The organism is Hymenobacter negativus (genome assembly GCF_017571495.1).
Taxonomy (GTDB): Bacteria; Bacteroidota; Bacteroidia; order Cytophagales; family Hymenobacteraceae; genus Hymenobacter; species Hymenobacter negativus.
In genome coordinates this window covers 1-13,218 of sequence record NZ_JAGETZ010000006.1, presented here as the reverse complement: position 1 = coordinate 13,218, position 13,218 = coordinate 1, and the positions used below count along the sequence as shown (strand labels likewise).

6 protein-coding genes and 1 riboswitch are annotated in these 13,218 nt (G+C 58.6%); of the genes, 2 read left to right on the top strand and 4 right to left on the bottom strand.

Annotated elements, in window-relative coordinates; all coding sequences use genetic code 11:
* Positions 1-27 precede the first annotated feature (27 nt).
* Positions 28-242, bottom strand: a riboswitch (cobalamin riboswitch).
* A 99-nt stretch (positions 243-341) separates the two neighbouring features.
* From J4E00_RS14100 to J4E00_RS14090, 3 genes are all read right to left on the bottom strand, one after another.
* The gene (locus J4E00_RS14100; RefSeq protein WP_208175823.1) at positions 342-1,196 is read right to left on the bottom strand and encodes a transporter; all 855 of its coding nucleotides are present in this window, start codon (positions 1,194-1,196) and stop codon (positions 342-344) included.
* Between the two features lie 85 nt (positions 1,197-1,281).
* Positions 1,282-3,738 (bottom strand): TonB-dependent receptor, encoded by a 2,457-nt coding sequence (locus tag J4E00_RS14095; RefSeq protein WP_208175822.1) that lies wholly within the window; start codon positions 3,736-3,738, stop codon positions 1,282-1,284.
* 85 nt (positions 3,739-3,823) lie between these two features.
* Complete coding sequence (locus J4E00_RS14090) at positions 3,824-5,155, bottom strand: Nramp family divalent metal transporter (RefSeq protein WP_208176046.1); 1,332 nt, start codon at positions 5,153-5,155, stop codon at positions 3,824-3,826.
* A gap of 218 nt (positions 5,156-5,373) precedes the next feature.
* On the opposite strand from J4E00_RS14090, the gene J4E00_RS14085 reads away from it, so the two are divergent.
* Positions 5,374-6,360 (top strand): cation diffusion facilitator family transporter, encoded by a 987-nt coding sequence (locus J4E00_RS14085; RefSeq protein ID WP_208175821.1) that lies wholly within the window; start codon positions 5,374-5,376, stop codon positions 6,358-6,360.
* 237 nt (positions 6,361-6,597) lie between these two features.
* Here J4E00_RS14085 and J4E00_RS14080 read toward each other — a convergent pair whose 3' ends face one another.
* Positions 6,598-9,315, bottom strand: coding sequence for a gliding motility-associated C-terminal domain-containing protein (locus J4E00_RS14080; protein ID WP_208175820.1), 2,718 nt, complete (start codon positions 9,313-9,315; stop codon positions 6,598-6,600).
* Between the two features lie 349 nt (positions 9,316-9,664).
* Here J4E00_RS14080 and J4E00_RS14075 point away from each other — a divergent pair.
* The coding region (locus J4E00_RS14075; RefSeq protein ID WP_208175819.1) for a GEVED domain-containing protein at positions 9,665-13,218 on the top strand (3,554 nt) is incomplete at its 3' end.

Genomic DNA, 13,218 nt, shown 5'->3' with positions numbered 1-13,218 from the left:
CTTTCTCCATTCGTCCTCCGCGAATGCTGAACCTGTGAATGCCCTGGCAGGTCTCCTGGCTTACTCCGCCGAGCGGGCCGCCTTCCCATTTAGCTGATTGATACTCAACCAGCCAACAGTGGCATCGTGGCCCGCCCCGATGTGGAGCGTACAGTTGCGGGGACAGCTCCGGCATCGAACCGAATTCCCTTTTCAGCCGCGCCCCGTGACCGGGGTCTGGCACCATTGCAGGCGCAAAGGTAAGGCGTAGCGTGGACTCTGCGAGTCCGCTTATAGAAGGGCCCAAACGAATTCAGCATGCCTTCGCGTCACGCGCGGACTCGCAGAGTCCAGGCTACAGGCTAGCGACGGAACGTGAAGCCCACGAAATACTCGTGGTCGCTGAGGCGGTTCAGGGCCAAGTGGGTACCGAGGTCGAGTTGTAGGTTGTCGGTGAGTTTGAAGATGGGCGCAATGTTGGTGGACGCCTGCCAACGGCGCTGCTCGGTGTTCCACTGCGTCACGCCTTCGAGGACAATGCCTACCTTTTTGGCAAAGTCCCACTCGAGCGCGGCCGAAGGCATCAGGCGTACAAAGCGCTGGGCCTGTTCCCGGTCGTAGTTGAGGTCGGTTTCGAGCTGGGCTTCCAGGTTTATTTGCTCGCTCAATTCAATATCGATGGGCAGCACCACGCCGTATTCCATGCCACCATCGCCCACTTGCCCGCCGGTGGGCAGCCGCACGTAGCCGATAACGGAGGCCGCCAGCGAGCCGTCCTGGTCGTCGCCCACGAAGTTGTGCTTCACCCGCAGGGTCACGTCGCCGAAGCCGGAATTGCGCTCCTGCCACTCACTCACGTCGGTGTGCCGCTGCTTGGCAATGCTGTAGAGCGGCACCTCAATCTGCACATCGGTGCGGCGGCTCAGGCCCAGCTTGAGCATGGTGTAAGCCAGGTGCATCTCGCGGTCCTGGTCGTCGTTGCCCGAGCCGCTATTGCTTAGGCGAAAAGCATCCATCTCCACCTGCGCATGGCCGGCATCTACGGTAAATGGGCTTTCGGTGATGCCGGGCCGGTCGGGCTGCAGCTCGCGCAGACGGTTGCGCGGCACCGGCTTGCGCCAGCTGAAATGAGCCGAATCGTAGGGCGAGGTTTTCTGTGGCCCCTGCGCATAACTCGCCACTGGCAACAGGAAAATGAGTAAAAAAAGGAGTTTCATGGGCCCTCTACGAGAGCAAGGGCATTATTGATGACTTATGTTTTCCAGACTCAGGGCCAACGGTAGCCTAACCGGAACAAAGCTTCTAAAACGGCACGACCACTTTCACGCCCACGTTGCGCCCAGGGTTGTAGATGCCACTCCGTCCGTTGGACGAAGCTGTGTAGTACTCGAAATACTTCAGGCGGTTGAGGTGGGCCTGGTAGCTAGTGTTCAACACATTGTCGGCCTGCAGGAATACCTGCACCGCGTCACGACCAGCGCGGGTGCGGAAGGTAGTACCCGCGCCCAGGCTCAGCAGTACGTAGCCAGCGGTGGCGGTTTCAGCTCCGTCCACAGCGTAAAACTGGTTTTGGCGAGCCACGCCATCAAGACCGATGCGGAAGTAGGTATCGGCGAGGCGGCTGGCGTGAACAGGGGCAGTCAGGCGCAGTTCGGTGCGGGCCTGCGGCGGCGGAATGAGCGGCAGGTAGCGCGCCGCGGCGCCGAGGCGTTCCAGCAGCTGCGCGTTTTCGTTGAGGCCGCGCACCAGGGCCGCACCGCTGCGCCAGCTCAACCAGGGCAAGGCGGCAGGGTGGATATTCACGCTGATTTCCAACCCATAGAGCCGGGCTGCCGCTTGCTGGTATTGGTAGGTGGCATTGCCGGGCACAAGCTCCACTGGCTGGCCGACGGCATCGAATAGGCGGGCCTGATAGATGAAGTTCTGGACGTAGTTATGGAAGATTTCGGCGCTAGCCTCCCAGTTGGGCGACTGCCACAGCACGCCTACATCTTCCTGCAGGCTGAATTCGGGCTGGAAGTCCCGGTTGCCCAGGTACACAATGTGGGCGCCGGGGTCGAGGCCATTGGAGCCGATTTCCGGAATATTAGGGGCGCGGTAGCCCCGCGCCACGTTGGCCCGCAACGTGAGGCGCGGCCCCAGCGCATAGCTCCCGCCCAGGCTGGCCGATACACCCTGGTATGTGTTGCGGAAAGAAGGGAACGGCAGCTCACTTCCCACTGTGCCTGCCCCGGCAGCTCCAGAAAAACCGGTGGCCGGATTCGGAGCCACGTAGAAATCAGCCCAGCGCACCACTCGCGTATCGTAGCGCAGGCCGCCAGTTATTTCCAGCGCACCAAAGGCTTTCTTCACCACCCCAAATCCGCCCAAATCCGCCAGCGTGTAGGCCGGAATGGGGAAGTCGGTGGCATCTTGGTGGCGGTTAACTTGCGTCATGCCGTTGCCGCCCACCGTGATTTCCAGGCCGTGCCAGGCCGGCAGCAGGTAGCGGGCATCGTAGCTGTAAGTGGTCAGGCGCAGGTCGAGCCCCGGCTGACTTGGCGCGGTGGGGTGGTTGAACTCCTGGCGGTGGTTTTGCTGCACACCCAGCAGCAGGCGAAGCTCGCCCTCGCCCAAATGGAAGGTACTGCGGTTGAATAACCGGTAGTGCTGAATGTGTTGGCGCAGGCTGCTGATTTGATAGGACTGCAGCTCCCTATCCGTTACCAGCGGCCGGTTTTTAATGTCGTCGGCCGGCCCCTCTCCTACCTGTCGGGTGAAGCGGCGGCTGAGCGAGTCGCGGCTGCCGTCGGGAATTCCCTGGTGGTCGTCGTAGGCTGTGAGGTAGAAGTGCGCACTGCCCCAGTTTTTCTGCACGCCCACCATGCCCGTCACGGTCAGCTCCCGAAAACCGGTGTTGTATACGAGGCCATCCACGGCGTTCCGGTAGTCATGGGCCAAGCGGTAGCTGGCCCGCAAGCTGGTCTGAAAGCCATTTTTCTGGTAGTTCAGGCCCAGTGAATTGCCAAATAAGCCGTTCACGCTCTGATATTCAGCCAGCGCTTCGCCGCGCAGCTGGCCGTCCGGGCCGCTGGGCAGGGCGGGCAGCAGGTTTACCACTCCAGCCACAGCATCAGAGCCGTAGAGCAGGCTGGCAGGACCTTTTACTACTTCCACTCTATCAATATCATAGTTATCTACTTCGAGGCCGTGCTCGTCGCCCCACTGCTGGCCTTCCTGCCGCAGGCCGTTGTACATGGTCAGCACCCGGTTGTAGCCCAGTCCGCGGATGAATGGCTTGCTGATATTGGGGCCAGTGGTGACGGCACTCAGGCCCGGCACGCCGCGCACGGCCGCATCAATGGCGTTGGTGTTGGCGTTGAGCTGCATCTCGCGCTTGCTCAGGGCCGCAATGGGTACGGGGCTGCGCCGGATTTCGGTGGCCCGGCCCACGCCCGTCACTACTACTTCGGTGAGGGCCGCAGTGGCAGCCATCAGGGTGAAATCAACCCTTAGACCAGCTACGGGCTCCACATTTTTCACAACCGGCGCAAAACCCACAGCGCTGGCTTGCAGGCGCAAAACGGCATTGGCCGGAACTCCGGGCAGGCTGAAATGACCGTCAGCATCAGCCGTGACGCCAAGGGCCGTACCCGGCACAGCCACGCTGGCGAAAGGCACGGCTTGTTGCCGGGTATCGCGCACCGACCCGCTAATGGTTACTACCTGTGCAATAAGCAGCTGTGGCAGCAACAAAAAGAGTAACGCTATTATTTTCATAGTTATCTTATTCGATGTAAAAGGGCATAAGAAGGCCTCACCACGCAATAAATGGCTTTAGGTACCCCCTGATTTTAGGACTTCGCTATCCCGCGAAGGTTTGCCAAAGCAAAAACACGTTCAGCACGATGATAATGCCGGACACCGCCCAGGCCACCACCTGCACCCAGGGTCGATTCACAAATACGCCCATCTTGGCCTTACTGCCCGTGAACAGCACCAAGGGCACCACCGCAAAGCTGAGCTGCAACGACAAGATTACCTGACTGAGCACCAGCAGCTGCCCGGTACCTTTCTCGCCGTAGAGCACCGCCACAATCAGGGCCGGGACTACGGCAATAAGCCGCGTGATAAGCCGGCGCACCCAGGGCTTCATCTTCAAATCGAGGAAGCCCTCCATCACAATCTGGCCGGCCAGCGTGCCGGTCAAGGTCGAATTCTGGCCCGACGCCAGCAGCGCCACGGCAAATAGTACACTGGCCGCGCCCGCCCCCAACACCGGTGTCAGCAACTTATAGGCATCGGCAATGTCGGCCACGTTCTCATGGCCTTTGCCATGGAACGCTGCGGCCGCTGTTACCAGGATGGCCGCATTCACGAAAAACGCCAGAAACAGCGCCAAGGTGGAATCAATAGTTGCGAACTTGATGGCCGAGCGTTTGCCGGGCTCATCCTTCGGAAAGTCACGGGTCTGCACGATGCTGGAGTGCAGGTACAGGTTATGCGGCATCACGGTAGCGCCCAGAATGCCGATGGCCACATACAGCATCTGCGGATTCGTCACGATTTCGGGCTGCGGCACCAAGCCTTTGCTGAGCAATAGCCAGTTGGGGTGTGACACCAGAATTTCGTAGAGAAAGCAGCCGAAAATCAGGATAATCAGCCCCGCCACCAAGCTTTCGATAACCCGAAAGCCCTTGCTTTGGAAGAACAGCACCACTAGCACATCCAGTGTGGTCAGCACCACACCCCAGGCTAGCGGTAGCCCGAAAAGTAAGTTTAGCGCAATGGCAGAGCCAATGACCTCGGCCAAATCGCAGGCGGCAATCGCTATTTCGCACAAGCCCCACAGTACTAGGCTCACCGGTCGCGAATAATGGTCGCGGCAGGCCTGCGCCAGGTCACGGCCGGTCACGATGCCCAGCTTAGCGGCCAAGTGCTGTAGCAGCATGGCAAACAAGTTGGAAATCAGCACCACCGACAGCAGCGTGTAGCCGTAGCGGGCGCCACCGGCCAGGTCGGTAGCCCAGTTGCCCGGGTCCATGTAGCCCACCGCTACCAACAGGCCGGGCCCCCAAAACGCCATCAGTTTGCGCCAAAAGGACGCATCAGCTGCCGGCACCTTGATGCTGGCGTACACCTCGCTTAGCGAATTACCGCGCCGGGCGTGGCGCCAGCCGGTTTCGGGAACAGGTATTTTCGACTCGGTAGCAGTACTGGGAGGCACGATAAGCAGATGATTTTAACAAATATACTTAATTTTTAGGCTAACCTAAAAATTATTTTTGACTGGTTTAAATACTTGATATTCCTGAAAAGGTTGCGCCCTGCTACTTAAAAACTGATACCCCACATCCAGCATATTTCCAGCCGCTCGCCCCAAAAGCCCGACCTTTGAGCCGAAAATTCCCTTGCATGACGTCGTCTCAAACCAAATACCGGCTCGGCTTGCTTTCCCTTGTGGTTAGTATCGCGCTGGTAGCCATTAAGTTTTACGCTTACCGCCTCACCCGCTCGCAAGCTGTACTCACCGATGCCCTGGAAAGCATTATCAACGTGGCAACCAGTGGCTTTGCGCTCTATAGCCTCTACCTGGCCGGCCTGCCGAAAGACGAAAACCACCCCTACGGCCACGGCAAGGTGGAGAACCTGTCGCTGGGCTTCGAAGGCGGGCTGATTTTCATGGCCGGGGCCTTCATTCTGTACAGCGCAACCAAAAGCTTCATTCACCCGCATCCGGTGGGCCGGCCCGATTGGGGAGTGCTCCTCTTGGCCAGCACTGCTGTGGTCAACCTGGGTGTGGGCCTGCTGCTGGTACGCACTGGCAAGCGCCTGAACTCAGTGGCCCTGGTAGGCGATGGCCAGCACCTATACATCGATGCGCTTACCTCAATTGTGTCGTCAGCAGCACTGGTGCTGGTAGCGGCTACGGGCGTGGTGCGCTTCGACAGTGGCGCAGCCCTGCTGCTGGGCGGCTTTATTCTGGTGAATGGCTGGCGCATGGTGCGCCGCTCGGTGTCGGGCCTGATGGACGAAACGGACACAGCTGTGGTGACCGAAGTAATTGCCGAACTCCAGGCTCAGCGCCGGGCCCCTTGGATTGACGTCCATAACCTACGCGTGCAGCGCTACGGTGCCAATCTGCACATCGACTGCCATATGCAGATGCCCTACTACTTCACCCTGGAGGAGGTTCATTCCCAATTGTTTGACATAGAAGAGCTCATTCGTGCACGCTTTGCCGTCGAAGTCGAGATGTTCGTACACGCCGACCCCTGCACCTTTGCCGCGTGCTCGCTATGTCTGATGGCCGAGTGCCCGGTGCGCCTGCACGCTTTCCAGCACGAGGTAGAATGGAACCTGCAAAACGCGGTTAAAAACGAGCGTCATCGGTTGCCGTAAGTAGTTGGCCTTGGCAGCCGGTGAAGCAGGGGCTACGCCTAGCATGGCTACTTTATGCTCTGTATGCTCTCTATGCTTTTACAACGCTGCTTCGCAACCTAAGTCAAATAGGCATGTACAAGTGTCCTATTGGTTTTAATCACTGCCTGAGAAGCTTTGGCAACTACCTGTAAAAACCCACAAAAAAAGAGCCCCGCAAAATTCGCGGAGCTCCTTTTTTACTGAATGCAGCGAAGATTACTTCACTACTTCAATCCAGCCTTTGGTTTTGGCACCACCCTTATCGGTGATGTAGTAGTAATATACGCCAGGACCTTGACCATCAGCTTTCCAAGTGTTCTGGTAATTGCTGAACTCTTCAACCTTGGTACCCCAACGGTTGTAAATTTCCAGTTTGCCACCACGTTGCGTCGAGTTTACAACGAAGAAATCGTTGTAGTTGTCGCCGTTTGGCGTGATAATGTTCGGAGTGACTACGTCTGGAACGAAAACCTCTTGTAATAATACGCCTTCGGGGCAGTTAGTGCCAGCCGCACGTGTGCTTACGAACAGGCGAATAGCATAGAAACCAGGCTGCAACGGAGGAGTGGTAGCCGTGGTGCGGCTATTTGAGAAACGTACTTGAGGAGCCGTAACAGCAGCACCGCTCACGTTGCGAACGAGTTGATAAGTCCAACGGACCGTGTCAACCTGGAAACCAGGAGTTACTGGGTTCAATGAACCGTTGTACTGAAACGAGAAGGTTACCGGAGGAATCAGGCTGAGGCTGCCGGGACGCGACGAAATTTCGGCAGTCTTAGTGAAGTTAGCGACAGCAGCTGGAGCTACAGCTATTGCAGAAGTAGCTGTGGCAGAGCAACCATAAGCCGGAGCACCAGTGGCAACTACCGTATAGGTAGTAGCAGCAGTCGGGTTTACGGTGATGCTTGCACCGGTAGCAGTGAAGCCACCCGGAGCCGTCCAACGGTAGGTGTACACGTCGGTCAGAGCGTCGGTAGCGCGACGAGCAGTAGCCGTCAGCGTGACAGGCGAGCCCGAGCATACCGTGGTATTGCTGGCTACGATGCTCACTGTGGGCGGGGGCACTACGCGTACCAGCACCGAAGTGGTGTCGCCGCACAAGCCAATGCCGAAGCCTTGGATAGGCGAAATGAACAGGCGATAGCGCGTCGTGACGGTGGGACGAACCGTGATATTCTGTGTATTGGTTACAGTAGGCAGGCCAGCGTCAGCTAGTGTGCGGCCAGGTACGTTCGTGTTCAGGGGTACCCACTGGTAAGAATAGGTTTGTAGAATTACGGCGCCAGTGGTAGCGACCCGAACCGAATCAGGACGGTCGACCGCACCGTTGATTTGCAGCGAGCCACCAGCACAGATTGCAGGGTTGGGCGCACTGTTGCCCAAGCCAGGAGCACTGATGTTGGCTACAGCAGTAGCACCTTTATAGTTTACTATCCGAACGCGGATAGTCCGATACTGAATGCCTTTTGCAGGACAACCGTCGTCTTCAATACGCAACGGAATCAGGATAGTTGTACCGGCCAGCGACGAAATGGGCTGGAAGTAGAAGGTAGCCGAAGGGTTAGGAGTGCCGTTGTTTGAGAGAACAAATGACCCGATGTCACCACCCTGTAGCAGGTCAGTGCTGATATTGCTAGGATAGAACACCGTCAGGTTCTGACGAGGCGTGGGCGGGTTCGGCCCAGTATTATCGGGGTCGGTGAAGTTGAAACGAACGCGCGAGTAATTGCAGGTTTTAATTTCCAGGTCGGTGGTGTCGCGGGTGATGTTCAACACTACGCCGCTACGGGGCGGACCAGCCGTACCGGTGGGGTTAGAAGGCACTGTGTTGCCAGCACCGTTAATGACGATAACCAGGAAATCGCGACGCGACGTACCAACGAGGTATTCCTGACCATTGATGGTACGGTATTCGTCTACTTTGCCTACTACTACGTATTTGTTGTCACCACTGCTGGAAGGCGTGTTCAGGTAGCGGTTGGGTGTGAAGGTGAAGCTGGCCTGCGACGCGTTGAATCTGAAGCGAGGTTGAATAGTACCCGTAGTCAGACCGGAGCCGCATACCCCGTTGCGGATAGTGTCACTAGCTACTGCGATGGGCAGGTTTTGCGAGTAATTAGCGCCAGCGGCATTGCCGCAGGACAATAAACGGGTAGAACACTTGGGGTCAATAGTAGGAGTACAGCCAGAAGTAGGATAAGTAGCATACGTCTCGTACGTATTGCAACCGTTCAGCGGGCGGTCCAGAGTGTATACCAGTCTGTCAGCCAAGTTGTTTGGACCGTTCAAACGGTCAGGGTCAGCAGCAGCAAACGAGATGGTAGATTCCTGGTTCAGGTACACAAACGGTACGGGCAGGTTGGTAAGGGAGAAAATGGGCGAGTCGTTGTGAATAACGATGGGCGTGCCACCACCCACGGGGGTGAGAAGCGAGTGGAGCCGTGCCTCCAGGCGCAGGTTGCCCCCCGTCGAAAGGTTGGTTACCGAAGGACGGGCACTTTCCTCTACGCTCAGAATCCATTCGGCTGCTGGTGGCAGCACAATGGTATTCTGATAGGTATAAACTACAAAGTTGGCTAGTGCGGTGCTCGGGGAGGAACCCGTGAGAGAACAGGCAGCCTGGGCTTGAAAGCTGGCGCAGTAGGGAGAGCCGATGATGGGCTGGCCAACCTGGTTCAGCGTTGCAGTACGAGCGGTGGAGCCGCAGGACATAGTAGCGGTAAGCGGAAACGAGGTAGGTGCCGCGATACCCGAGCAGTCCCGATAGAATTCAACCTTCACCAGATAGGTCTGGTCACCATTGGCAGCAGTGCTCACATAGCTGTAGCTCAGCTGCCCGGCCTGGGCGTGCGAGGCCCACGCTTGCTGCATACCGGCCAGCGACAGGCACCAACTTAACAGCAAGAGGGTGGAAAGATGTAGTATTTTCTTCATGAGAGGTGAAAAGGGGTAATAAAAGGGTGAAAAATCACTAACCGGGTGGTCACCGACTAATCGGCGAACCAAGATACTGGTAGAAATTTAGAGCGTAAAAATTGTAAGCATGTTAACGATTAATTCAGAGCAAATTCAGGGCCAAAAATGGTGATTTTTGGATGAAATGGAACTAATTTATAACAAAACTCACAGCATTGATTTTCTTTGTATGTTACAGGCGAAATCAACATAAAAGGCCTAGTCAGCACATTTTTTCACGCAAAGCAACAAAAGTTCAAGGACAAAATATTGCTACGGCACTCTCTAATTTTCATATTCCCACTTTTCTCATCCATTTTTTCATCACATGAAGCACTCCTACTTTTTTACCTCTGCGCGCTTTGGAAGGCGCAGCAGCTGGCTGGCGCTGCTATGGCTGCTGTGTTGCGGCACAGCGGCTGTGGCCCAGCCCACCACCTATTGCACCAGCAACCTAGGGGCCTATTGCGGCACTGGTAATGCCAACATTAATGGCGTAGCTATATCGAGCACGACGCTAAATAACCCAAATACTATTTGTAATACAGTGAATGGGAGCGGCTATACACTGTTTCCGACGGCGGGTAGTACGACCGGGACCCTGCTACGTGGCCTCACCTATCAGGTGAGCGTGACGACGCCAGAAGCTGGCATCATCTCCGTGTGGTTCGACTGGAACCAGGACGGCCTCTTCGACGCCAGTGAGTGGACTCAGGTAGCCACGGCTTCAACCGCCGGTACACCGGCGACGATAGGAGTAACGGTACCCGTGACGGCTACGCTGGGCCTGACCGGCATGCGGGTGCGCTCGCGCCTGAGCGGGAATACTAACGGAGCAGCCGATGCCTGCGCCAGCTTTGGCTCGGGCGAAACGGAAGACTACACCGTGACCATTGGCGCGGCCCCGGCTTGCGCGCCGCCGGCTGGCCTCACGGCCACCAATATCACGACCAATGGAGCCACGCTTGGCTTTGCTACTACTACCAACGGCACGGCAACCAACTACATCGTGCAGTACGGCCCGAACAACTTCACGCCGGGCGGCACGGGCAGCACCACGGTTAACACCACGACGACCAGCACGAACATTAGTGGCCTGACCGCTAATACGACGTACCAGTTTTATGTAACCAAGGACTGCGGCGGCGGCCAGACCAGCCAAGTAGCTGGCCCTTTCACGTTCCGCACGGCCTGCGTGGCCCCTACCTACGCGTCCCTGCCAGTTTCGGAGAGCTTTGAAAGCACCTGGGTGGGCATCTGTGATACGCAGGACTCGCCTTCGGCTTTCTGGCGCAACACGCCCGTGACGGGCAATAACTCGTGGCGTCGTGAAGATGACGGTGCCAGCGCCGCCTGGACCTCGCCTACCGTAGGGGCTTACACCCCAGCGGGCAGCCAAGGCACGCACTCGGCCCGCTTCCACTCCTACTACGCCCCGGCCGGCGCACTGGGCACGCTGGACCTGTATGTGAACCTGAGCGCCAGCGGCAACAAAGTGCTGCAATTTGACTACCTGAACACAGCCGGCAACGACTCGCTGCAGGTGCAGGTATCGACGGATGGTGGCAATACGTTTAGCGCGCCCCTCATTCGCCTCGGCGTGAGCGGCACCGTGGCCCAGGGCTGGCAGCCCCAGAGCGTGAGCCTGACGGCGACTGCAGCGACGACGGCAGTTCGCTTCCGCACAAAAGTGACGGGCACTTTCACCAGTGACATCGGCCTCGACAACGTGCGCATCAACCTCTTGAGCGGCGTGCCTAGCTGCGCCACCAACATTACACCCGCTGCCGGCGCTGTGAACCAGGCTCGCAATACCAGCCTGACCTGGCAAGCTGGCACCGGCGTAGTGACCGGCTACGACGTGTACTTCGGCACGACGACCACACCGCCGCTGGTGAGCACCAACCAGCCCGGCACTACCTACACGGCCCCAGCACTGCTGGCTGCCGGCACCACTTACTACTACCAGATAGTACCGCGCAACGCCAACGGCCCGGCCGTGGGCTGCGGCGTGCAAAGCTTCAGCACCAACAGCGTGCCAGTGTACTGCAACCCCAGCAATACGGCACTGGGTGGCTTCTGCGGCGGCAACGATATTACACAGGTTACTTTGGGCGGCTCGGGCCTGAATGCCACCGGCCTCACCTGCAATACGGTGACCACCAGCGCAGGCACCAGCTACTACACCAGCTACCCAGTGGCCGGCACCACCACGGGCACCGTGCTTCAGGGCCTAAACTACTCGCTGGGCGTGACGGTGAGCGGCAGCAGCATTATCTCGGTATGGGCCGACTGGAACCAGAACGGCACGTTTGAGGCCAGCGAGTGGACCCAAGTGGCCACGACGTCGCCCAGTGGCACGCCGGCTACGGTGACCATTACGGTGCCGGCCACTGCTGTACAGGGCCTGACTGGCCTGCGCATCCGGAGCCGCGGCACGGGCAACACCAACGGCGCCGGCGATGCCTGCTCAAACTTCGGCAGCGGCGAAACCAAGGACTTTGTGCTGACGGTGGGTCCCGCGCCATCCTGCGCACCGCCAACTGCCCTGCTTGCTACCAACGTAACCACGACGACGGCCACACTTACCTTCAGCGGTGCTACCAATGGCACGGCCACGGGCTACATCGTGCAATACGGCCTGAACAACTTCACGCCGGGCGGCACGGGCAGCACCACGGTTAACACCACGACGACCAGCACGAACATTAGTGGCCTGACCGCTAATACGACGTATCAGTTCTATGTAACGAAGAACTGCGGCGGTGGCCAGACCAGCCAGACGGCTGGGCCGTTCACGTTCACCACACTGTGCCTGGCACCCGTGTATGCCACGCTGCCAGTTACCCAGAGTTTTGAGAATGCTTGGGTAGATGGCTGCGGCACCCACGATATACCGACGACCAGCTGGCGCAACACACCCGTAACGGGCGACAACTCCTGGCGCCGCGACGACGACGGCACCACGGCCGCCTGGACTTCGCCCACCTTCGGGCTTTACACGCCGGTGGCCAGCCAGGGCACGCACTCGGCTCGCTTCCACACATACTATGCGCCCAGCGGCAGCATTGGTTCGCTCGATTTGTTTGTGAACCTGAGCCTGGCTGGTGCCAAGCGACTGAGCTTCGACTACGTGAATACCTCGGGTACCGACTCGCTGGTGGTTCTGCTCTCGACCGACGGCGGCACAACCTTCAGCCGCTTGGCTGGCTACGGCATCAGCGGTACCATCGCGGCCGGCTTTATAACGCAGGTGCTGCCCATCAGTGCTACCTCGGCTACGGCGGTTATCCGCTTCCGGGCCAAGGGTGACTTTGGCGTAACCGATATCGGCCTGGATAACGTCATTCTGGAATCGGCGACGGGCTGCCTGACGCCGGCCTCGCTCACGGCTACGACCACTACTACCACTGCTTCGCTTTCGTGGCTGGCAGGTGGCACGGGCACCTACACCGTGCTCTACGGTCCAACGGGCTTCAACCCCGCCCAGACTTCGTCGCCCACCAACGTCTACACCACGGTGACCGGCCTGACGGGCCCGCCCTACGCCGTTTCGGGCCTGACGCCTGGCACCACCTACCAGTTCTACGTGACGTCGAACTGCGGCGCGGGCACCAACTCCGGCACGGCCGGCCCGCAGTCCTTCACCACGCTCATCGTGAACGACAACCCCTGCGGCGCCACGGTGCTGACCATCAACAACACGTGCACGCCGCTGTCGACTACCACTTTTGGGGCCACCACCACGGCGACCAGCGTGTACGCCACCGGTGGCCAGGGCGCAGGTTGCGGTTCGATTACCGCGCCGCGTGACGTGTGGTTTACCTTCACCACGGCCGCGACCGGCCCCACCAGCACGGCCGTCCGCATTTCGGTAACGGG

Bases quoted from the DNA above. Each gene is read 5' to 3' on its own strand.
- J4E00_RS14100 (WP_208175823.1), bottom strand. From the start codon at position 1,196: ATGAAACTCCTTTTTTTACTCATTTTCCTGTTGCCAGTGGCGAGTTAT.
- J4E00_RS14095 (WP_208175822.1), bottom strand. From the start codon at position 3,738: ATGAAAATAATAGCGTTACTCTTTTTGTTGCTGCCACAGCTGCTTATT.
- J4E00_RS14085 (WP_208175821.1), top strand. From the start codon at position 5,374: ATGACGTCGTCTCAAACCAAATACCGGCTCGGCTTGCTTTCCCTTGTG.
- J4E00_RS14080 (WP_208175820.1), bottom strand. From the start codon at position 9,315: ATGAAGAAAATACTACATCTTTCCACCCTCTTGCTGTTAAGTTGGTGC.